Origin of the sequence: Streptomyces sp. NPDC006655 (genome assembly GCF_040703965.1) — a bacterium.
Classification (GTDB): Bacteria; Actinomycetota; Actinomycetes; order Streptomycetales; family Streptomycetaceae; genus Streptomyces.
The window spans coordinates 1-20,093 of record NZ_JBEYJU010000036.1 but is presented as its reverse complement, the minus strand read 5'-3'; the positions used below and the strand labels follow the sequence as shown (position 1 = coordinate 20,093).

The window sequence follows — 20,093 nt, the reverse complement described above, 5'->3', positions numbered from 1 at the left end:
CCCACTACCGGGACGCTTGCTTGGCCAGGAAGTCCTCAAACGCGTTGCGCGCCTTGACTTCCGCGAGCCCCATGCGTGTGCGGTCTGTGGGAGTGAGCCCCAGCGCGCTGAAGAGCTTCGCAATCTCCGTTTCGATGGTGGAGAGCATGCCGACCAGCGGGTTGGGGTACGCGTACATTTTGTCTGTGAAAAGCACCAGTTCGCTGCGCGCTAGCTGAGCTTTCATCTGCTCACGCCGGTCGACCTTTTCGCAGAGCAATTCCAGCGTTGGCTTATCGGTCTCAGCGAGCCACGCAGCGCCGGAGACAATGCGCCGGTACATTTCCTGGCCAGCCTCGCCGAGATGAGCGGGTGCGGCCTCGCCAACGGGCGCCACGGCTTGGGTGTCGGCAAGCGCGGGTAGCGTCTGCTTACCGGGGTTCCCTAGCTTGCGCTTACGCTCCAACGGCTTGGGGGGTGGACCGGGCATCTACACGGGCCCCCTTCCGCACGTTACAGGTCAGGTGCGAGCATTGGACATTTTCCGGCTCATGGTGGCCGCCCCTAGACAGCGGAATGACGTGGTCAAGGCTTGCGCTCATTGGCGCCGGGTAGGCCAGGTGCCGGTCTACCGGCTTATCACACAGCCCGCATATCCAGCCGTCCCGCTCGAATACCCACTCACGCGGAAATGCCGTGTACCGAACGCCGAATTTCTCAGCGCGTTTCTTGTACCCACCATCACGCGTACGGCCACGGTCAAGGGCAGCCATTTGGCATTTCCGTGAGCAGAACAGCGGGCGTCTTCCGCGCTGGTTTGGCGGGGGCAACAGGTACTCAGCGTCACACTCAGGGCACAGGGCAACAGGTCGCGCACTGGACCACTCAGCAAGCCGGGCCGATTGCTCCGCCGAACGCTTGACTACGTTCCGTCGCTTTTTAGCTGCGTTACGCTGACAACGATCTGAGCAGTATTTACGGTGAGCGTGGGCGCTAGGTTGCATATTTATGCGGCAATGTGCGCAAAACTCGACCAAGACCCCCCACCCCTCTAACCCTCGGAAATGTTTGGGGCCATGGGGGCCGGGTCCCCGTAAAGCCGCAGGTCAGAGATTGACCCCGCCCCCCCGGCATACATATGCAAGAACCAGGCCAGGGGACTGCATGGTTATGCACAGCGATAGCGGCTACTGCCTGTCACGCTTACGTGCATTGCAGCCTCGGCACAGCACACGGAGGTTGGCCCGGTCATGGGTGCCACCAGCGGCCAAGGGAACGACATGGTCAACAGTGAGATCCTGCGAGGCATGCGCGGGAACTCCCCACCCTGGGCAGTAATCACCATGACTAGCCCTGTGCTCTGCCAGCACTGCCCTAGCTACTGTTCTGTACCTACTGGTGTAGCCCCTGCTGTGTGCACTGCCACGCTGGCGCTCACGCTGGGCTAGGTACTGTGCCTGGCACACATCACAGCGCGATGCGTTAGCGGTGAGCCGCTTACATACCAGGCACGGACGGCGAGGCACGGCTACCAACCTTCCGGCAGTACGCCAGCGGGCTCCGGCTCAGGCTCGGGCAGGGGCTCGGGTGTGCAATCACAGTTAGGCAGTGCTGCACTAGCAGGACCACTACACAGCGCACCATGGGTCAGAGCACCAAGCTCAGCGGAAATGGCATGGGAGCCGCACGCATATACGGGAACCAGCGTGTTGGCCGCCGTAGCGCTTTCGCCACCATGCTCCGCAGGGATAGCCGCAAGCTCATCCGCCGTAGGGCGCCGATTCCACACCACCAGGGCAGTGCTGCCGCAAGATCCGCAGGAAGGCATCATGCCCCAATCAGCCGGGCCAAATCGCCAGGGGCAACGTCGCCAGCAACGCGATTCGGAAACAGGTTCACCCCAGCATCGGCATAGGACTGCGCGACAAGCTGAGAACAGATCATGTGGTGGGTTTCGCCCACGAATTCCTCAAGCGAATCAATGCGCGCTATTCGCGCCTCAGCGATTGCGAGGTAGTCAAGGTATGAGTACGGAGTGCCGATATAACGGGTGGCCGCACGCACAATGTTGCTCCGCTGAAGTGGCGTCAGATCGAGATCCGAATAGGCAACGCGCTTGCGGTCTCCCAGCGCCTCAGCGAGGAATGCACGCCGCGCTCCGCCCGGTTCCGCCTGGATGATTTCCCCGTTGCCGACATACACGAAAGCGTGCGTGTAGTAGCTTCCGCTACCTATGAGCCGCTGACCAATCGAAACAGCGCGACCAGTGAGGCCGGATATCCGGCAAAGGCCAAAATCGCCCGGCTGAGGCTTAGTCTTCAAAGCAACCTCCGGGCAGTGGGTAAATTTACTCGGCTGACACGGCTGGAGTCGAACCAGCAACACACGGGTTAACGGCCCGTTGCTCTGCCAATTGAGCTACGCGTCATTGAGGGCTACTCGCCGCGCACTTTGCGTGTGACTGGCACGCCAGTTTGCGCCGGTTTCACCCATGGTGATTCGCATCTCTGACCGGTCAGGGCCTGCCCGCGAATACACCAGCGTCGACGCCCCAGGAATTGAACCTGTGACCTCCGGACCCCTGTCCGGTGCTCTACCGCTGAGCTATGCGCCGTAGGGCCGGACGCTCAACACTCGGGAGAGAGGGAGCGGAGCCGTCCGGCCGGTAGTCGAGGGGGCACAGACCGCCAAGGGCCGTAAGAGGCCGGGTAGGGTGCGCGGCATCCCCTCGCTGATCCCACTAGACCGCTAGCGGTTCCTGCCGTGCTGACATTAGCCGGGTAAATTTACCCACTCTGCTAAACTGTGAGCGTGATCACATGTAACGCATGCGGCGAACTCAAGCCGGAAAGCGAATTCAGCGAGAAAAGGCCCGGAACGCTTGACAAACGGTGTCGGTCGTGCGAAACGAAACGGAAGAATCAGGCGGAAGCACAGCGCGCGCTAAACGATCCAACCTGGGTAGCACGGCGAAAAATGCGCACTCGGGCCGGTCACCTGGGCCTGACGCTTGATCAGTACGAAGAAGCGCGCACGCTGCCCTGTGAAATCTGCTTGGCGGAAGCCACGGCGCAACTCCCGAACGTGCCGTACGGCGACAAGGATTCGCGGACTTTCTATGGCACCGTGTGCTCAAGCTGTGTTTCAGCGTTGGGCAAGTTCCGGCACTCCCCTGTCTTGCTACGTCGGGCGGTGGACTTCCTGACTCGACAGCGCTGAGGTGGTGCGAGTGGAGTTTGAGGGGTTGAAACTGCATTCCCTATAGAGTTTCTATATGTGTTACCAAGATAGATACTCAAACACCACGACCAAGGGAAAACCGCAGCTCAGCCCCTTGCGCTGTCTAGCGAAGCACCACCGGCCGTGACAAAGTTATCCACAGGCCGCCTGTGGATAACTATGTGCACATGTGAAAAGGCCCCGGATCACTATGGATGTTCCGGGGCCCTTAGGTCTGCCTTACGTGATGGGCGTCACGCGTCCAAGTAGTCCACGTACTCAGTCAGCGCGTAGTCCTCGCCTCCGCTGGCCCAGCGAATTTCCAGCCGATCGGCGCGGCTCTTGGGGTGCAGTACGACGGAGAGGCCGACGTCCGCCAGCATTCCCGCCCGTGCGCCCGTGTCGGTCTCCCAAGCCTCCCCTAGCGTCCTTCCGGTGGGTTCCAGCACTTCCCGTACGTCAGGGTCGTGTGCGGCCCTCAGCGCGGCGTATGCGGCTTCCAGTTCTGCGGCTTTCTCCTCCAGCGTGGCCAGCATGAGCGGTCCGGCCGTCGCGATGCTCGCTGCGATCCGTGCTGCCTGTTCCTGGGCCTCGGTCATGGCGTCTGACAGGTCGTTGCCACCCTCAAGGCGCACGGTGTACTCAGCCACCCGGCCGAACCGGTGGAGAAACTCCGTTTCAACCCGCTTGTCGAGTGTCTCGGCGTAGATCGTGACGTGGCCAAGCTTGCACTTATACAGCTTCACTCCTGCGCCGCTGGTGCCGCCGTTCAACGGGCCGTCGCACTTGTAGCACTGCCCCATTCCGGCGCACAGCGGGGTTTCACTCCGTGCTGCGCGGTCCTCGCCGGTCGCAAGTGCCTTGAGGCGCGCCTGAATTGCTTTGCGCTCAGCGGCGGAAATGATCGGTTCCGCGAATTGGACTGGTGTCACTCCGTCGGGGCCGCATACGAGCTTTCCCTTGCTTTCGCGCTGGCCTCGCAGGGTGACCGACTTTATGAGCCTCCGCCATTGCGGTTCGCTGAGGTCGACCATTCGCGCTGTTCCGGCAACAGTTCCATCGTCGGAAATGAGTTTCCGCACTGCGGCTCGAATTCGCTCCGCCTGTTCCGGCTCGATTTCCAGGTATGCGGCGCCATCACGTCGGACGATTCGATATCCGTACGGGGCCCGGCCAGAACTCCAGCGACCTTGGGCGCGTCGGGTGGCGTGTCCGTCGAGAATTCGGGACCGGATCATTTCGCGTTCCCATTCGGCCAGCGCTGCGAGGACTACGGCGACCATTCGGCCGGTAGGGGTACCGGTATTGATTGCGTTGTCCGTCGTGGCAATGCGCACGTTGTGTGCCTCGCCCCATGCCACTAGCCGCAGGAATTCGGAGACGCTCCGCGCGTACCGGTCCAGCTTCCACGCGATGACAACGGCCGGTCGGTCCCTCATGAGCTGGTGCATGCCCTTGCGCTGTTCCAGGGCTTTGGCGCCGGATACGCCAGAGTCGATGTACTCAATGACCGAGGCGGGGTCATAGCCGTTCTGTTCACACCAGCGGGCTACGGCGGCACGCTGGGTTTCAATGCTGGCGCTGTCTTCGTTCTCTCGGCTGAGCCGGAGGTAAGCGGCCACGTCGGGACGCTGGCCGTTGGCTACTGCGGTTGCGCTTTGAAGGTTCATGTACTCAAGGCTACCCAAGTTCGCCCTCGATCGAGGTGAACATGGCGTCGGTGCGGTGCGGCAGCCCTGACTCGCGTACGACCCGGACGGCGTCGGCCACGTACTCCCCCACGTCCTCGCCGACACCCAGCGGCGTCACGGAGAAGGCGACGATCATGCGTTCACCACTCCCTCGTTGCGCGCGCGGGCGGCGATGACCGCGTCCTCGGCCTCGCGGCGCAGCTTGCGCTCCGCGAAGAAGCCGCCGGTCGGCAGCACGGAGAGGACGAAGTAGAGGGCCGCGGTCTTCGCGGACCACTTGGTGCGGTTCCAGGCGTCGGCCCAGAAGATCACGTACAGGATGAACAGGACACCGTGGACCGCGCCCATCACGGGCACCGCGTTGAAGTCCGTGGTCCGCTTCAGCACCGAGCAGACGAGGAGGATCAGGAAGGAGACGGCCTCCGGGGCGGAGACCAGGCGCAGGCGGCGGATGGCGGTGGCGGTCTTGATGTCCACGGGTCACCTTCGGTGGGAGAGACGTCCACTCTTTGTGAACGCGAGCACAAACGTTCCCCCATTGTGCCAAGAAGCCTCACGCGCCCGGCGCGGGGGTGGGAAGCCGGGTCCCCGGACCGAGGGGGTGCCGGGCGGTGCAGTTCGTCTTCTTCATGACCTTGCCGGGGCTGGTGGTGGTGCTCACGGCCCTGGCCTTCGCGGACCAGTTGCCGCTGCGGGCCGGACGGGCCGGGATACTGCCCTGGCGGAACGCGGCACGGCAGGGCCAGATCTCCGCGACCGGCTTCGAGCAGCTGCACGCGGCGCTCTCCCCGGGCCAGCAGCACGAGCTCGAGGAGCGGCAGAGCTCGCTGGTGCTGCGCGACGACGAGGAGGACGGTGCGCCCCCGAGGTCCACCGTCGACCCGACGGCCGGCACGGCGGTCATCCGGCTGCCCGGGGAGCGGCGGCCGACCTTCTAGGGGAAGGATCCGGGTCGATGTCCACCCGGGGGACCTGTCGCCGGTGCCGGGCTGCGGCTACCTTCGCTGCGTGGCGATGTTCCGACTCCAGGGCAGCAAGGTGCTCGCCGTCGAGATGACCGGGGACGCCGTGAAGGCGAAGAACGGCTCGATGGTGGCGTACGACGGGCAGATGACGTTCAAGAAGATGACGGGCGGTGGTGAGGGGCTGCGGGGGATGGTGACCCGGCGGCTCACCGGCGAGCAGATGACGGTGATGGAGGTGAAGGGGCACGGGACGTGCTGGTTCGCGGACCGGGCGTCCGAGATCAACCTGGTCGGCCTCCAGGGCGACAAGCTGTACGTCGAGTCCAGCAACCTGCTGGCGACCGACGCCGGCCTGCGCACCGGCACCACGTTCACCGGCCTGCGCGGCGCCTCCCAGGGCAACGGCCTGTTCACGACGACGGTCGAGGGCCACGGCCAGGCCGCCATCATGTCGGACGGCCCGGCGGTGGTGCTCCGGGTGAGCGCGCAGTACCCGCTGACCGTCGACCCCGGTGCGTACATCGCCCACCAGGGCAACCTCCGCCAGTCCTTCCAGTCGGGTGTGACGTTCCGCACCTTCCTCGGCGAGGGCGGCGGCGAGGCCTTCCAGATCCGGTTCGAGGGGGACGGCCTGGTGTACGTACAGCCGAGCGAGCGGAACACGATCGCGGGGGACGTCTGAGATGGCCCTGCGCGAGGTGAACTCCAAGATGGTCGAGGCGACCGTCGTCCCCGGGCAGCGGCTGTTCAGTCAGCGCGGGGCGATGCTCGCGTACAAGGGCGACGTGTCCTTCACCCCCAACATCCAGGGCGGCCAGGGCGGGGTGATGTCGATGCTCGGCCGCCGGGTCGCGGGCGAGGCGACCCCGCTCATGACGGTCGAGGGCAGCGGCACGGTCTTCTTCGGGCACGGCGGCCATCACGTCCAGGTCATCACCCTCACCGGCGACACGCTCTACGTCGAGGCGGACCGGCTGCTGGCCTTCGAGGGGACGCTCCAGCAGGGCACGATGTTCATGGGCTCGCAGGGCGGGGTGATGGGCATGGTGCGCGGCCAGGTCACGGGGCAGGGCCTGTTCACCACCACCCTGAAGGGTCACGGCGCGGTCGCCGTGATGGCGCACGGCGGGGTCTTCGAGATCCCGGTCACCCCGCAGCGCCCGGTCCACGTCGACCCCCAGGCGTACGTCGCCCACCACGGCGACGTCCGCAACAAGCTGTCGACGGCGCTCGGCTGGCGGGACATGGTGGGCCGCGGCTCCGGCGAGGCGTTCCAGCTGGAGCTCAGCGGCAACGGGATGGTCTACGTGCAGGCCTCGGAGGAGAAGCTGTGAGTGGATACGGTGCCGCCGGACCGGTCGTGCACGACCCCATGACGCTGCCCGTCGACGACAACGTCAACAAGTACACCTTCTGCGTGGAGCTCAAGGGGAGCCAGTGGTTCCTGCAGAAGGGGAAGATGATCGCCTACTACGGCTCGATCGACTTCAACGGCGTGGGACACGGCCGCCTCGACCGTCTGGTCCGCACTTCCTTCCATTCGCCTCTGCACGCGAGCGACTGGGTGGTGGCGGCGGGCTCGGGCCGGATGCTCCTCGCCGACCGGGCCTTCGACGTCAATTCGTATGACCTGGACGACGGCAACCTGACCATTCGCTCCGGCAATCTGCTCGCTTTTCAGCCAAGTCTTGCGCTCAAGCAGTCCATCGTTCCCGGTTTTCTGACCCTTATCGGAACCGGAAAGTTTGTGGCCGCGTCCAACGGTCCGGTGGTGTTCATGGAACCGCCGATCCGGGTGGACCCGCAGGCCCTGGTGGGATGGGCCGACTGCCCCTCCCCCTGCCACCACTACGACCACGCCTACCTGACCGGCGTGATGGGCGGTCTACGTGCGATGACGGGCCTCGGCGGGGCCTCCGGGGAAGAGCACCAGTTCGAGTTCGTGGGGGCCGGCACGGTCCTGCTCCAGTCCACCGAAACCCTGATGGCGGAGCAGGCCACGGGAGCGGTTCCGCACGAGCCCGGGGTACCCGGTGGGGGAGGCCCTTTCACCGGGCCGCCACAGCAGCAGGGCACACCGCGCCTTCCCGGACAGCTGGGGGACCTCCAGCGTCGCTTCGGGCTGTGAGCGGTAGTCTGCGGAGTGTGACCTCGAACGCGTGCGCACAGTCACACCACCCTCACTAGTTCGCCTTTCAACATTTTAGGTAGACTTCATTCATGGAGACCGAGACGGCCACGCGCTGGCTGACCGATGCGGAGCAGTGCGCCTGGCGCACCCACCTGGAGGTCAACAGGCTGTTGACGTACCAGCTCGAAAAGGATCTGCAGCCCTTCGGCCTGACGATGAACGACTACGAGATCCTGGTGAACCTGTCCGAGTCCGAGGACTACCGGATGCGCATGAGCGACCTCGCGTCCGCCACGCTCCAGTCCAAGAGCCGGCTCTCGCACCAGATCACCCGCATGGAGAACGCGAACCTGGTCCGCCGGGAGAACTGCGAGTCGGACCGCCGCGGACTGTACGCCGTCCTCACCGAGCACGGCATGGAGACCATGAAGAAGGTGGCGCCACATCATGTCGCCTCCGTGCGGCGGCACTTCATCGACCTGCTGTCGCCGGAGGCACTCATGGAGCTGGACAAGGGCCTGAAGCCCATCGCGGAACACCTGCGCGGGCAGCGCGGAAGGCCCTGACGCCCTGACGCGTCCTGGTGTGCCGCCCGCACGGCGGGCGGCACACCATCCGCAGACAGAGCACTGTCAGCCCTCGAGGGCTGCCACGGACGCCACCAGGTCGCGGATGGCCGGATCATCCAAGGAGTCGAGGATGTGCCGCCAGAGGTTGAGGCCCGTCTCAGCCCAGACCCGATAGCGCTCCCGCGCTGAATCGGCGTAGAAGTAGATGCCCTGGTCATTAAGGGGGACCTGCTCGTCGACGATCTTGTTCGCGAGTTCCCGGAGGTCCCGGCCGGTCTCTTTCATGTACCGAGGGGCGAGAATCACGGGTGTGACGGGCAGCGCCTTGAACAGGGTGTCTCCATCGCTCAATGCTTTCGCCTCCGGGGAGATGTCCGAGGTCCGGGACTGGATCTCCGCCTCCAGGACGATCCGCTCGACCCTGTCCACCAGCGCGTCGGACGCCCCGGACTCCCCGAGGATCTTGCGGCGCAACTCCGAGCCGCCGCTCGCGTCCGTACGGACGTCGATCAGGTAATTCACATCGTGCACGAGGGCAGCGATATACACGAGCAGGACGTCGGCTCCCAACTCAGGAGCGAACTCACATGCCTTGGCGGAGACGAACTTCACGTGATGCCAGCCGTGGAATGGGACGTCACCCACCTTCCGCGCGTACAGGGCATGCACTTTTTCGCGCAATTCGGCGGCAAATGACTCGTCAAGGTCCACTGGACTGAGCCCCGCTCTCGTCGAGAGTAAGTCTTTTCATCAGTAGGCGAGCCCGGACGGGCAGAGGGTAGTGCCGTGCGGGCGCCCGGTCCGGCGCCGAGAAGGATACGCTGTGATCCCTCCTGGACGCCGTCTTCAGAACGGCGGTGAAGGTGCTGTCCTTGATATGCGTGACCCGATGGAATTCATGACTCTCCAGGAGAATTCCCTGACCGGCCGCGAGACGGGAAGTACAGACCAGGCTTGGGGCACCCCAGTCCGCCAGCGGTCTTCCGGTGCCTTCCACCGAGAAATCCTCGTGCGTGTAACCGCCGCGGAGGATATGGCTCACAAAATCGTAGCGATGATTGTGAATGGTGTTGGCATGGCCGGACCCGGTCTCCGTCCGGCTCTTGTACTCGTGTATGCAGAGTCTGGGATGACCGGCGAAGCCGGCGGCAAGCGTCCAGACGTAATGAGTCGCCGTCTCTCGAGATTGCCCGACCAGTGCTGCTCGCCATCGCTCATCGCGGAGCAGACTACCGAAATCGGCCAGCAACCGCTCGGAGGACGAGCCGGAAGCCATTACCTCCTGCCACATCTCCTGCAGCTCCAGGACGGTCATGTCCGCCGAGCAGGACCCCACTCTGCCGATGATCCGCCCCAGAAATTCCCCGCTCATGTCCCAGTCTCCCCTAGAGGTCGGCCTTGACTCGAAAACCCGAGGCGAACTCTCTGTACGCCTCCCGCAACTCCGTCATTCCTTGCGATGAAATCCGAGCCCCCGTGACCACTTCATAGAAGTCCATGAATTCCCGATCACTGGAGAGTCTCGGTATTTCCAGCACCCGAACACCCGGATGATGTCGTGTCTGCAGGCATTCGGCCTCCTGCATCCGGTATATGACGGAGTTCTCCTGGAAGCGCAGCGTTCTGGGAAAAACGAGCCCTGTCCCCTTGGCGCTGAACATGGTGACCCAGATGGCGTTCCGGAAGATCTCGTAGCGGTCGAGGAGTGGAGTCGGCGTGAGTATGAGCTGAATGGACGAGCAGCGCCTGCACGCCTCCATGAGGCCGACCAGCCCCACCCTGATATCGCGACTGACGGTCGACCTGATTTCCTCGACACTCTTGCCCGGGTAAACCCCTTGCCGATAAAGATAGTCGACTCTGCCGTCGATCGACGTGGCGACAGCAGGATCCGGGAGTATCAGGTTGGCCTGGACGTTGGCATTCCTGTTGAGCTCCAGCCTCACGGCGGTATACCTCGCCGAAACCCCGCGGAACCAGAAGACCGAGGATTCATTGAGGTCCGCGGTGAGGAGCTGATTGAAGGAGACCGAAGGCTCGACCGACGCCTCGAATTCGTTCGTCGGGTAGTACGTGTTGTTGAGGGTGGAAAGTGACCGACTCACCTCGCCGACGATCGACGACCTGAGAACTTCCGTCGCGACCCTTCCGGTCAGGAGCGACTGCGCAACACCGAAAGCAGCAGACACTAGAAGCCCGGTGGCAATCGCGTTCAGGAAATCCTTACCCGCCGAGGCATGCAGTACGGAAGCCCACCAAAGAAGCCCGACGGCGGCCAGTGTCACCACTGCCAGAAGCAGCACTTGCATCCCAGTCGAATGGCGTTGCAAAATCCTTTGCAAGAATCCCGGAGCGGGCTCATTCGTCACAAGGACGGAGAGTAGCAAGCGGAGGTCCGGAACGCTAGGTTTCCACTCAAACACGACCATGCAGTCAGAAAAGTGCAAGTACTCATCGCCCTGAAACATATGTTTTAGGGGGAAATGTCACCATCAGGGGCTGGGATGACTTTCTTGCAACCGCCCGTGCTCGCCGTCATGGCCGGCGGCGCGGGCACGAGGCTCAGAGAATGCGGTATAGAGGTTCCCAAGGCCCTGTTGAGGATCGGGCGGCAGACCATCCTGGAAAGACTTCTCGACCAGGCCTGCTCGGTCGGGATTCGAGAGGTCCTGATCGCCTCCGGCCCCGACAGGGACGACGTCGATGCGCTTCTGTCCGAGGACTCCCGATTCGAATCGACCGTTCTGCACACCCCAAGGAGGGGAACTCTCCACGCAGTGCGCGCCCTGGTGCGGGAGATCGGCGGCCGCGAACATGTCCTGACGACCAGCGACGCAGTACTGTCGGACAACGCTCTGGCCGGACTTCTGCAACACGTACGGGACGACAGCGGGCAGGCCACCATGATGAATCTGCTGGTGACTCCTGCAGGCGAAGACCGGTCTCCCATATACGTACGGGACATCGGCCCGTCAGGATACGCGATCGAGAAGCCGGGTCGCTCCGTGACGCCGTCCTCCGTGCGATATGCCGGAATGCGATGGTGCTCGGCCGGCATGCATGAGGCGCTTGGAGATCCGAATTACGATTCGCTCGTGAGGGATTCGGATTTCCTGACCCGGTTCTCGCGGAGAGAGCCCGGATCGATCAGCATCACCCACACAGATTTCGGAATCGACGTCGATGACTGCCAGGATCTGTGGGTTGTCTGCCGGGCTCTGGGCGAGCGCGCCCCAGAGCGGTGCCGCACGCATCGTGAGCCTGCCTGACAAGGCGCGTCCCACGGCGGTCGTAGCCGTGTTCAGCTCGCCGTCAGGCCCGCCACCAGTTCGTCCGCCGCGCGGTAGGGATCCAGGTCGCCGGCCACGATGCGCTCCGCCAGCGCACCCAGGTGGCGGTCCCCGTGGAGGTCGCCGATGCGTTCGCGCAGCGCCGTCACCGCGATCGTCTCGACCTCGCGGGAGGCGCGGGCCAGCCGGCGCTCCGTCAGGACGCCCCGCTCCTCCATCCAGGCGCGATGCTTCTCCAGGGCCGCCACGACCTCGTCGATGCCCTCCGCGCGGGCGGCGACCGTCTTGACGATGGGCGGCCGCCAGTCGCCGGGGCCGCGGGACTCGCCGAGGCCGAGCATGTGGTTCAGTTCGCGGGCCGTGGCGTCCGCGCCGTCGCGGTCCGCCTTGTTGACGACGTAGACGTCGCCGATCTCCAGGATTCCGGCCTTGGCCGCCTGGATGCCGTCGCCCATCCCCGGGGCCAGCAGCACCACGCTCGTGTCCGCCTGGGAGGCGATCTCGACCTCCGACTGGCCGACGCCCACCGTCTCGACGAGGATCACGTCGCAGCCCGCCGCGTCCAGGACTCGGATGGCCTGCGGTGCCGACCAGGCCAGGCCGCCGAGGTGGCCCCGGGTGGCCATCGAGCGGATGTAGACGCCGGGGTCGGAGGCGTGGTCGGACATCCGGACGCGGTCGCCCAGGAGGGCTCCGCCGGAGAAGGGGGAGGACGGGTCGACAGCCAGGACGCCGACTCGTTTGCCCTGTTTGCGATAGGCGGTCACGAGCGCCGAGGTGGAGGTCGACTTGCCGACCCCGGGGGAACCGGTCAGACCCACCACATAGGCGTTGCCGGTCAGCGGCGCGAGCGCCGCCATCACCTCCCTGAGCTGCGGTGACGCCCCCTCCACCAGTGAGATCAGCCGGGCCACCGCACGCGGTCGGCCCTCCCTGGCCTGGGCCACCAGTGAGGAGACGTCCTGCATCACAGCTCCGTTCGCTCCGTTCGCTTCCGTTCGCTCAGCGAAACGTACTCAGGCCTTCGGTACCCGCACGATCAGCGCGTCACCCTGCCCGCCGCCACCGCACAGCGCCGCCGCGCCGACCCCGCCGCCCCGGCGCCTGAGCTCCAGGGCCAGGTGCAGCACGAGCCGCGCGCCGGACATGCCGATGGGGTGGCCCAGGGCGATGGCGCCGCCGTTGACGTTCACCCTTTCCGTGGACACGCCGAGGTCCTTCATTGACTGCACGGCGACCGCGGCGAAGGCCTCGTTGATCTCGACGAGGTCCAGGTCGCCGACGCCCAGACCCTCCTTCTTCAGGGCGTGGGCGATGGCGTTGGACGGCTGGGACTGAAGCGAGTTGTCCGGTCCGGCCACGTTGCCGTGGGCGCCGATCTCGGCGAGCCACTGCAGGCCCAGCTCCTCGGCCTTGGCCTTGCTCATCACGACCACGGCCGCCGCGCCGTCGGAGATCTGCGAGGAGGAACCGGCGGTGATGGTGCCGTCGCGGGTGAAGGCCGGGCGGAGCTTGCCCAGCGACTCGGCGGTGGTGTCGCCGCGGATGCCCTCGTCCTTGCTGAAGACGACCGGCTCCCCCTTGCGCTGCGGGATCTCCACCGGGGTGATCTCGGCCTCGAAGATGCCGTTCTTCTGCGCGGCGGCGGCCCGCTGGTGGGACAGGGCGGCGAACTCGTCCTGCTCGGGACGCCGGATGCCGAGGCGCGTGTTGTGCTTCTCCGTGGACTCGCCCATGGCGATGTTCTCGAAGGCGTCGGTGAGGCCGTCGTACGCCATCGCGTCGAGCATCTCGATCGCGCCGTACTTGAAGCCCTCGCGGGACTTCGGGAGCAGGTGCGGGGCGTTGGTCATGGACTCCTGGCCGCCCGCGACCACGATGTCGAACTCACCCGCGCGGATCAGCTGGTCGGCGAGGGCGATGGCGTCGAGCCCGGAGAGGCACACCTTGTTGACGGTGAGCGCCGGGACGTTCATCGGGATGCCGGCCTTCACGGCGGCCTGCCGGGCGGGGATCTGCCCGGCACCCGCCTGGAGCACCTGGCCCATGATCACGTACTGCACCTGGTCGCCCCCGATCCCCGCACGGTCGAGGGCGGCCTTGATCGCGAAGCCGCCGAGGTCGGCTCCGGAGAAGGACTTCAGCGAGCCGAGCAGTCGTCCCATGGGCGTCCGGGCGCCCGCGACGATCACCGAGGTGGGCCTGCCGGGAGTTTCAGAAGTCATGAGCGGTGATTCCCCTTACCGGCTGCACTGCCGAGGAGTGAACGAGGGTTTACTTCGAATGTATTGCGTGGCACTCCGTGCCGTCATCGGGCCGTCAGTGTGATCGCTGGCACGTTGCGTAACCATCGCCGTGGCGCTGCACTGAATCCATGCTGACGCGAATCGACCACATCGGGATCGCCTGCCACGACCTCGACGCGACCGTCGAGTTCTACCGGGCCACGTACGGCTTCGAGGTGTTCCACACCGAGGTCAACGAGGAGCAGGGCGTGCGGGAGGCCATGCTCAAGATCAACGAGACGTCCGACGGAGGCGCCTCCTACCTGCAACTCCTCGAGCCGACCCGGGAGGACTCGGCGGTGGGGAAGTGGCTCGCGAAGAACGGCGAGGGCGTCCACCACATCGCGTTCGGTACGGCGGACGTCGACGCCGACGCCGCGGACATCCGTTCCAAGGGCGTACGCGTTCTGTACGACGAGCCACGGCGCGGCTCCATGGGGTCGCGGATCACCTTCCTGCATCCGAAGGATTGCCACGGAGTACTGACAGAACTGGTCACTTCGGCGGCCGTTGAGTCACCTGAGCACTGACCCTCGTACATATGGGCCGGTAGGGTTGGGGGCGGTCGCCCCTTCGCAGGTTCGCAGGGCCGGGGCGGCCGCATGCCGGGGTCCGGGTTTCGGGGGACGAGCGTCGGGGCAGCAGCCCGTGCTCCGCCGTTGATCTGACACCATTCCCCGGGGGCCCCGTTCGGCGGATGGACGGGGCTCGTACGGAGAAGGTTGCGACCAGGGGACGGATGGGACCGCGCAGTGCGGGGCTACGAGAGCCAGGAGCGAGAGCCGGCGGCTGACGTCGACCACCTCACTCGTTTCGAAGCCGAGATGAAGCGGCTGAAGACCGAGCGGGAAAAGGCGATCCAGCATGCCGAGGACCTCGGCTACCAGGTCGAGGTGCTGCGCGCCAAGCTGCACGAGGCGCGGCGCACCATCATGTCCCGGCCCGCGTTCGACGGCGGTGACATCGGCTACCAGGCCGAACAGATGCTCCGCAACGCCCAGATGCAGGCCGACCAGATCCGCCAGGAGGCGGAGCGGGTGGCCGCGGAGGCGCGGGCGCAGACCCAGCGGATCCTCCAGGAGCACGCCGAGCAGGCCGCGCGGCTCCAGTCCGAGCTGCACCAGGAGGCGGTGACCCGCCGCCAGCAGCTGGACCAGGAGCTGGCGGAACGCCGGCAGACCGTCGAGTCGCACGTCAACGAGAACGTGGCGTGGGCCGAGCAGCTGCGGGCGCGCACCGAGTCGCAGGCCCGCCGGCTGCTCGACGAGTCGCGCGCCGAGGCCGAGCAGGCCATGGCCGCGGCCCGCGCCGAGGCCGAGCGCCTGACGAACGAGGCCCGGCAGCGGCTGACCAGCGACACCGAGGCGGCGCGCGCGGAGGCCGAGCAGATTCTGCTACGGGCCCGCCGGGACGCCGAGCGGCTGCTCAACGCCGCCTCCACCCAGGCCCAGGAGGCCACCGACCACGCGGAGCAGCTGCGCACCTCCACCGCGACGGAGTCGGACGCGGCCCGTCGGCAGGCCGGGGAGCTGAGCCGGGCCGCCGAGCAGCGGATGGCCGAGGCCGAGGAGGCGCTGCGCAAGGCGCAGTCGGAGGCCGAGAAGCTGGTCGCGGAGGCCGAGGCGACCGCCGCCAAGGCGCTGGCGAGCGCGGAGGCCACCAACGAGCAGCGCACCCGGACGGCGAAGGAGCAGGTCGCCCGGCTGGTCACCGAGGCCACCAAGGACGCCGAGGTCACCAGGGCGGACGCCGAGCAGATCGTCACGGACGCCAAGGCCGAGGCCGAGAAGATCATCGCGGAGGCCTCCGAGAAGGCCCGCACCCTCACCGCCGAGGAGAGCGCCTCCCAGCTGTCCAAGGCCGCCAAGACCGCCGAGGACGTCCTGAACAAGGCGGCCGAGGAGGCCAAGCGGACCACCAGGGCCGCCGCCGAGGAGGCCGAGCGGATCCGCACCGAGGCGGAGACCGAGGCGGACCGGCTGCGCGCCGAGGCCCACGACATCGCCGAGCAGCTCAAGGGCACGGCGAAGGACGACACCAAGGAGTACCGCGCCAAGACGGTCGAGCTCCAGGAGGAGGCCCGCCGGCTGCGCGGTGAGGCCGAGCAGCTGCGCGCCGACGCGGTCGCCGAGGGCGAGTCGATCCGCGCCGAGGCCCGGCGCGAGGCCGTGCAGCAGATCGAGGAGGCGGCCAAGTCCGCCGAGGAGCTGCTCGCCAAGGCCAAGGCCGACGCCGACGAGCTGCGGCAGACCGCGACCGCCGACAGCGAGAAGGTCCGCACCGAGGCCATCGAGCGCGCCACCGCGCTGCGCCGGCAGGCCGAGGAGACCCTGGAGCGGACCCGGCAGGAGGCCGACCGGCTCCGCGCGGAGGCCGAGGAGCAGTCCGAGGCGCTCAAGGCGGACGCCGAACGGGCCGCGGCCGAGCTGCGCGAGGAGACCGAGCGGGGCGTGGCGGCCCGGCGTGCGGAGGCCGCCGCGGAGCTGGCCCGGCTGCACGGCGAGGCCGAGGACCGGCTGGCGAGCGCCGAGCAGTCGCTGACCGAGGCCCGCGAGGAGGCCGGCCGGATCCGCCGGGAGGCCGCCGAGGAGACGGAGCGGCTGCGTTCCGAGGCCGCCGAACGCATCCGTACCCTCCAGCAGCAGGCCGAGACCGAGGCCGAGCGGCTGCGCGACGAGGCCGCCGCGGACGCCTCCGCGTCGCGCGCGGAGGGCGAGAACGTCGCCGTACGGCTGCGGTCCGAGGCCGCGGCCGAGGCGGAGCGGCTCAAGCAGGAGGCCCAGGACACCGCCGACCGGGTCCGCGCCGAGGCGCAGGCGGCCGCCGAGCGGCTGTCCACCGAGGCGTCCGAGACGCTGGCCGCGGCCCAGGAGGAGGCCGCCCGGCGCCGCCGCGAGGCCGAGGACCTGCTCGGTGCCGCCCGCCAGGAGGCCGACCAGGAGCGGGAGCGGGCCCGCGAGCAGAGCGAGGACCTGCTCGCCTCCGCCCGCAACCGGGTCGAGGAGGCGCAGGCCGAGGCGGTACGGCTGGTCGAGGAGGCGGACCGGCGGGCCACCGAGATGGTGTCGGCCGCCGAACTCCACGCCCAGCAGGTACGGGACTCGGTCGCCGGACTGCACGAGCAGGCGCAGGAGGAGATCACCGGGCTGCGCTCGGCCGCCGAGCACGCCGCGGACCGTACCCGGCGGGAGGCCGAGGAGGAGGCGGACCGGGTCCGTGCCGACGCCTACGCCGAGCGGGAGCGGGCCAGCGAGGACGCGACCCGGATCCGGCGCGAGGCGGGCGAGGCGTCGGAAGCCGCGAAGGCGCTCGCCGAGCGCACGGTCGCGGACGCCATGTCGGAGTCGGAGCGGCTGCGTTCGGAGGCGTCCGCGCACGCCCAGCGGGTGCGCACCGAGGCCTCCGACACCATCGCCCAGGCCGACCAGGACGCCAGCCGTACCCGGGCGGAGGCCCGGGAGGACGCCAACCGGATCCGGTCGGACGCGGCGACCCAGGCCGACACCCTCATCACGGAGGCCCGTAACGAGGCCGAGCTCCTCCAGAACGAGACCATCGCGGAGGCCGACCGCGTCCGCGCGGACGCCATCGCGAAGGCGGAGAAGCTCATCGCGGACGCCACCGGGGACGCGGAGCGGCTGCGCGCCGAGGCCGCGGAGACGGTCGGCTCGGCCCAGCTGCACGCCGACCGCACCCGCAGCGACGCCGAGCGGCTCAGGGCGGAGGCGGAGGCGGAGGCCGAGCGCATGGTCAACGCCGCCCGCGAGGAGGCCGACCGGACGCTCGACGAGGCCCGCAAGGACGCCAACAAGCGGCGCCAGGACGTGGCCGAGCAGGTCGACACGCTCATCAACGAGACGACCGCCGAGGCGGACAAGCTGCTCACCGAGGCGCAGGCGCAGGCGCTCAAGACCACCGCGGACGCCGAGGCGCAGGCCGACACCATGGTGGGCGCGGCCCGCAAGGAGGCCGACCGGCTGGTGTCCGAGGCCACGGTCGAGGGCAACACCCGGGTCGAGAAGGCCCGTACGGACGCGGACGAGCTGCTCGTCGGCGCCCGCCGGGACGCCACGGCCATAAGGGAGCGGGCCGAGGAGCTGCGCGAGCGCATCACGAACGAGATCGAGGAGCTGCACGAGCGGGCCCGCCGGGAGGCCGCCGAGACCATGAAGTCGACCGGCGACCGCTGCGACGCGCTCATCAAGGCCGCCGAGGAGCAGCTCGCCAAGGCCCAGGCCAAGGCCAAGGACCTGGTCTCGGAGGCCAACTCCGAGGCGGGCAAGGTCCGGATCGCCGCCGTCAAGAAGGCCGAGGGGCTGCTCAAGGAGGCCGAGCAGAAGAAGGCCACGCTGATCCGCGAGGCCGAGGAGCTCAAGGCCGAGGCGATCCGCGAGGCCCGGCGCACCGTCGAGGAGGGCCGGCGCGAGCTGGAGATCCTGGAGCGCCGGCGGGAGAACATCAACGGCGAGATCTCCCGTGTCCAGGACGTCCTGGAGGCGTTGGAGTCCTTCGAGGCCCCGTCGGCCAACAAGGAGGGCGGAGTCAAGGCGGGCAGTTCGGTGGGTGCCCCTCGATCGGGTGGCAAGTCGTCAGAAGGCTAGCGACCAGGGTTGATTCTGTAGTGTTCTGTGGTGTTTGACCGGTTCGTCCTCAGAGGCTTTGGCAAGCGATCTCATAGCCAGCCACCCAAAAGGGGTGTCATTCTCCAGATCAAACACGCATCCGCTCGATGACACACCGCTTTCGCCCCTAGGATTCCACCTATCACCTCACCGGTCTCACTCGACAGGAAACCCATGAGCGACACTTCCCCCTACGGCTTCGAGCTTGTGCGGCGTGGGTACGACCGCGCTCAGGTGGACGAACGGATCTCCAAGCTCGTCTCCGACCGTGACAGCGCTCTCGCCCGCATCACCGCTCTGGAAAAGCGCATCGAGGAGCTCCACCTCGAGACGCAGAACGCCCAGGCCGCCGTGACCGACGCCGAGCCGTCGTACGCGGGTCTCGGCGCGCGTGTCGAGAAGATCCTCCGCCTCGCGGAGGAGGAGGCGAAGGACCTGCGCGAGGAGGCCCGACGGGCCGCCGAGCAGCACCGCGAGCTCGCCGAGTCGGCGGCCCAGCAGGTGCGCAACGACGCAGAATCGTTCGCTGCGGAGCGCAAGTCCAAGGCCGAGGACGAGGGCGTCCGGATCGTCGAGAAGGCCAAGAGCGACGCGTCGCAGCTGCGTGCCGAGGCCCAGAAGGACGCGCAGTCGAAGCGCGAGGAGGCGGACGCCCTCTTCGAGGAGACCCGCGCGAAGGCCGCGCAGGCCGCCGCCGACTTCGAGACGAACCTCGCGAAGCGGCGTGAGCAGTCCGAGCGTGACCTGGCGTCCCGTCAGCAGAAGGCCGAGAAGCGCCTCGCCGAGATCGAGCACCGCGCGGAGCAGCTCCGCCTGGAGGCCGAGAAGCTGCGCACGGACGCCGAGCGCCGGGCACGTCAGACCGTCGAGACGGCGCAGCGTCAGGCCGAGGACATCGTCGCGGACGCGAACGCCAAGGCCGACCGGATCCGTTCGGAATCGGAGCGCGAGCTCGCCGCGCTGACGAACCGTCGCGACAGCATCAACGCCCAGCTGACCAACGTCCGCGAGATGCTGGCCACGCTGACGGGCGCCGCGGTGGCCGCGGCCGGCTCGCCGACCGAGGACGAGCCGATCTCCCGCGGGGTTCCGGCCCAGCAGTCCCGGTAACACCTGGCGAGACCCGGCGACACCGAGGCCCGCATTCCCTTCGGGGGTGCGGGCCTTCGTCATGGACCGCGGGAGGGGACGGTCGTCCCGGGGGCTGGTCCTCGTCGCCGACGTGCGGGCCGGTGGGGGCTGGTCGCGGTCGTGTCCCTTGTCGTGGTGTAGCCGATCAATCGGCCGTTGTGTTGGTGGCGTTGGGTAGTTCGGGGGCGCTCTCGGGGAGCTCGGCGGGGTA

The 20,093-nt window shown here is 67.2% G+C and carries 21 protein-coding genes, 1 tRNA gene and 1 pseudogene; 10 read left to right on the top strand and 13 right to left on the bottom strand.

Annotated elements, in window-relative coordinates:
- Positions 1–4: 4 nt before the first annotated feature.
- From AB0958_RS21780 to AB0958_RS21760, 5 genes are all read right to left on the bottom strand, one after another.
- Positions 5–469 carry a phage terminase small subunit P27 family gene (locus AB0958_RS21780; RefSeq protein WP_366892101.1) on the bottom strand — a complete coding sequence of 155 codons (465 nt, stop codon included), beginning with the start codon at positions 467–469 and terminating at the stop codon, positions 5–7.
- Entirely contained in the window at positions 435–752 is a 318-nt protein-coding gene (locus AB0958_RS21775) for an HNH endonuclease (RefSeq protein ID WP_366892100.1), read from the bottom strand. Before AB0958_RS21775 ends, AB0958_RS21780 begins: the two co-directional genes overlap by 35 nt.
- Before the next feature lie 414 nt (positions 753–1,166).
- A complete protein-coding gene (locus tag AB0958_RS21770; protein ID WP_366892099.1) occupies positions 1,167–1,349 on the bottom strand; it encodes an HNH endonuclease in 183 nt (60 codons plus the stop codon).
- A gap of 457 nt (positions 1,350–1,806) precedes the next feature.
- The gene (locus AB0958_RS21765) at positions 1,807–2,181 is read right to left on the bottom strand and encodes a hypothetical protein (protein ID WP_366892098.1); all 375 of its coding nucleotides are present in this window, start codon (positions 2,179–2,181) and stop codon (positions 1,807–1,809) included.
- Between the two features lie 153 nt (positions 2,182–2,334).
- Positions 2,335–2,407 (bottom strand) — tRNA-Asn (locus AB0958_RS21760).
- Positions 2,408–2,955: 548 nt separating this feature from the next.
- Here AB0958_RS21760 and AB0958_RS21755 point away from each other — a divergent pair.
- Positions 2,956–3,198, top strand: coding sequence for an endonuclease domain-containing protein (locus tag AB0958_RS21755; protein WP_366892163.1), 243 nt, complete (start codon positions 2,956–2,958; stop codon positions 3,196–3,198).
- Between the two features lie 254 nt (positions 3,199–3,452).
- Here the strand turns inward: AB0958_RS21755 and AB0958_RS21750 are convergent, their stop codons facing one another.
- The 3 genes and pseudogenes from AB0958_RS21750 to AB0958_RS21740 form a co-directional block, all read right to left on the bottom strand.
- The gene (locus AB0958_RS21750; RefSeq protein WP_366892097.1) at positions 3,453–4,868 is read right to left on the bottom strand and encodes a recombinase family protein; all 1,416 of its coding nucleotides are present in this window, start codon (positions 4,866–4,868) and stop codon (positions 3,453–3,455) included.
- 19 nt (positions 4,869–4,887) lie between these two features.
- A pseudogene (locus tag AB0958_RS21745) lies at positions 4,888–5,025 on the bottom strand (thiamine-binding protein); the annotation flags it as partial.
- Positions 5,022–5,366, bottom strand: a complete 345-nt coding sequence (locus tag AB0958_RS21740; RefSeq protein WP_358985278.1) for a DUF3817 domain-containing protein — start codon at positions 5,364–5,366, stop codon at positions 5,022–5,024. The pseudogene AB0958_RS21745 and the gene AB0958_RS21740, both read right to left, overlap by 4 nt.
- A 134-nt stretch (positions 5,367–5,500) precedes the next feature.
- On the opposite strand from AB0958_RS21740, the gene AB0958_RS21735 reads away from it, so the two are divergent.
- The 5 genes from AB0958_RS21735 to AB0958_RS21715 all read left to right on the top strand — a co-directional run bounded on the left by AB0958_RS21735 (position 5,501) and on the right by AB0958_RS21715 (position 8,551).
- Positions 5,501–5,827 carry a DUF6191 domain-containing protein gene (locus AB0958_RS21735; protein ID WP_366892096.1) on the top strand — a complete coding sequence of 109 codons (327 nt, stop codon included), beginning with the start codon at positions 5,501–5,503 and terminating at the stop codon, positions 5,825–5,827.
- A 76-nt stretch (positions 5,828–5,903) separates the two neighbouring features.
- Complete coding sequence (locus AB0958_RS21730; protein ID WP_358985359.1) at positions 5,904–6,536, top strand: AIM24 family protein; 633 nt, start codon at positions 5,904–5,906, stop codon at positions 6,534–6,536.
- A gap of 1 nt (position 6,537) precedes the next feature.
- Entirely contained in the window at positions 6,538–7,188 is a 651-nt protein-coding gene (locus AB0958_RS21725; RefSeq protein ID WP_366892095.1) for an AIM24 family protein, read from the top strand.
- Entirely contained in the window at positions 7,185–7,982 is a 798-nt protein-coding gene (locus AB0958_RS21720; RefSeq protein WP_366892094.1) for an AIM24 family protein, read from the top strand. Before AB0958_RS21725 ends, AB0958_RS21720 begins: the two co-directional genes overlap by 4 nt.
- A gap of 92 nt (positions 7,983–8,074) precedes the next feature.
- Positions 8,075–8,551 (top strand): MarR family transcriptional regulator, encoded by a 477-nt coding sequence (locus AB0958_RS21715; protein ID WP_360567338.1) that lies wholly within the window; start codon positions 8,075–8,077, stop codon positions 8,549–8,551.
- 66 nt (positions 8,552–8,617) lie between these two features.
- Here the strand turns inward: AB0958_RS21715 and AB0958_RS21710 are convergent, their stop codons facing one another.
- From AB0958_RS21710 to AB0958_RS21700, 3 genes are read right to left on the bottom strand one after another with little or no spacing between them, the layout of a single operon-like run.
- Positions 8,618–9,265 carry an HD domain-containing protein gene (locus tag AB0958_RS21710; RefSeq protein WP_366892093.1) on the bottom strand — a complete coding sequence of 216 codons (648 nt, stop codon included), beginning with the start codon at positions 9,263–9,265 and terminating at the stop codon, positions 8,618–8,620.
- Complete coding sequence (locus AB0958_RS21705; RefSeq protein ID WP_366892092.1) at positions 9,255–9,926, bottom strand: hypothetical protein; 672 nt, start codon at positions 9,924–9,926, stop codon at positions 9,255–9,257. The genes AB0958_RS21710 and AB0958_RS21705 overlap by 11 nt, the downstream gene beginning before the upstream one ends.
- A 13-nt stretch (positions 9,927–9,939) precedes the next feature.
- Positions 9,940–10,857, bottom strand: a complete 918-nt coding sequence (locus AB0958_RS21700; RefSeq protein ID WP_366892091.1) for a hypothetical protein — start codon at positions 10,855–10,857, stop codon at positions 9,940–9,942.
- Positions 10,858–11,058: 201 nt separating this feature from the next.
- On the opposite strand from AB0958_RS21700, the gene AB0958_RS21695 reads away from it, so the two are divergent.
- On the top strand, positions 11,059–11,823 hold the full coding sequence (locus AB0958_RS21695; RefSeq protein ID WP_366892090.1) for an NTP transferase domain-containing protein: 765 nt from the start codon (positions 11,059–11,061) through the stop codon (positions 11,821–11,823).
- 32 nt (positions 11,824–11,855) lie between these two features.
- On the opposite strand, the gene meaB is transcribed toward AB0958_RS21695, so the two are convergent.
- Positions 11,856–12,812, bottom strand: coding sequence for a methylmalonyl Co-A mutase-associated GTPase MeaB (gene meaB, locus AB0958_RS21690; RefSeq protein WP_366892089.1), 957 nt, complete (start codon positions 12,810–12,812; stop codon positions 11,856–11,858).
- 48 nt (positions 12,813–12,860) lie between these two features.
- Positions 12,861–14,069 carry an acetyl-CoA C-acetyltransferase gene (locus AB0958_RS21685; RefSeq protein WP_366892088.1) on the bottom strand — a complete coding sequence of 403 codons (1,209 nt, stop codon included), beginning with the start codon at positions 14,067–14,069 and terminating at the stop codon, positions 12,861–12,863.
- Positions 14,070–14,218: 149 nt separating this feature from the next.
- Between AB0958_RS21685 and mce the strand changes: the two genes are divergently transcribed.
- The 3 genes from mce (at position 14,219) to AB0958_RS21670 (ending at position 19,861) form a co-directional block, all read left to right on the top strand.
- Complete coding sequence (mce, locus tag AB0958_RS21680) at positions 14,219–14,659, top strand: methylmalonyl-CoA epimerase (RefSeq protein ID WP_360246706.1); 441 nt, start codon at positions 14,219–14,221, stop codon at positions 14,657–14,659.
- 222 nt (positions 14,660–14,881) lie between these two features.
- Positions 14,882–18,730: a polarized growth protein Scy gene (gene scy, locus AB0958_RS21675; protein ID WP_366892087.1), complete on the top strand. Its 3,849-nt coding sequence runs from the start codon at positions 14,882–14,884 to the stop codon at positions 18,728–18,730.
- Positions 18,731–18,925: 195 nt separating this feature from the next.
- Positions 18,926–19,861 (top strand): cellulose-binding protein, encoded by a 936-nt coding sequence (locus tag AB0958_RS21670; RefSeq protein WP_132888928.1) that lies wholly within the window; start codon positions 18,926–18,928, stop codon positions 19,859–19,861.
- Positions 19,862–20,093: the final 232 nt, after the last annotated feature.

What these genes read in the sequence shown, in the direction of transcription:
- AB0958_RS21780 (WP_366892101.1), bottom strand. Translation starts at nt 469, where the DNA reads ATGCCCGGTCCACCCCCCAAGCCGTTGGAGCGTAAGCGCAAGCTAGGG.
- AB0958_RS21775 (WP_366892100.1), bottom strand. Translation starts at nt 752, where the DNA reads ATGGCTGCCCTTGACCGTGGCCGTACGCGTGATGGTGGGTACAAGAAA.
- AB0958_RS21755 (WP_366892163.1), top strand. Translation starts at nt 2,956, where the DNA reads ATGCGCACTCGGGCCGGTCACCTGGGCCTGACGCTTGATCAGTACGAA.
- AB0958_RS21750 (WP_366892097.1), bottom strand. Translation starts at nt 4,868, where the DNA reads ATGAACCTTCAAAGCGCAACCGCAGTAGCCAACGGCCAGCGTCCCGAC.
- AB0958_RS21730 (WP_358985359.1), top strand. Translation starts at nt 5,904, where the DNA reads ATGTTCCGACTCCAGGGCAGCAAGGTGCTCGCCGTCGAGATGACCGGG.
- AB0958_RS21725 (WP_366892095.1), top strand. Translation starts at nt 6,538, where the DNA reads ATGGCCCTGCGCGAGGTGAACTCCAAGATGGTCGAGGCGACCGTCGTC.
- AB0958_RS21715 (WP_360567338.1), top strand. Translation starts at nt 8,075, where the DNA reads ATGGAGACCGAGACGGCCACGCGCTGGCTGACCGATGCGGAGCAGTGC.
- AB0958_RS21705 (WP_366892092.1), bottom strand. Translation starts at nt 9,926, where the DNA reads ATGAGCGGGGAATTTCTGGGGCGGATCATCGGCAGAGTGGGGTCCTGC.
- AB0958_RS21695 (WP_366892090.1), top strand. Translation starts at nt 11,059, where the DNA reads ATGACTTTCTTGCAACCGCCCGTGCTCGCCGTCATGGCCGGCGGCGCG.
- meaB (WP_366892089.1), bottom strand. Translation starts at nt 12,812, where the DNA reads ATGCAGGACGTCTCCTCACTGGTGGCCCAGGCCAGGGAGGGCCGACCG.
- AB0958_RS21685 (WP_366892088.1), bottom strand. Translation starts at nt 14,069, where the DNA reads ATGACTTCTGAAACTCCCGGCAGGCCCACCTCGGTGATCGTCGCGGGC.
- mce (WP_360246706.1), top strand. Translation starts at nt 14,219, where the DNA reads ATGCTGACGCGAATCGACCACATCGGGATCGCCTGCCACGACCTCGAC.
- AB0958_RS21670 (WP_132888928.1), top strand. Translation starts at nt 18,926, where the DNA reads ATGAGCGACACTTCCCCCTACGGCTTCGAGCTTGTGCGGCGTGGGTAC.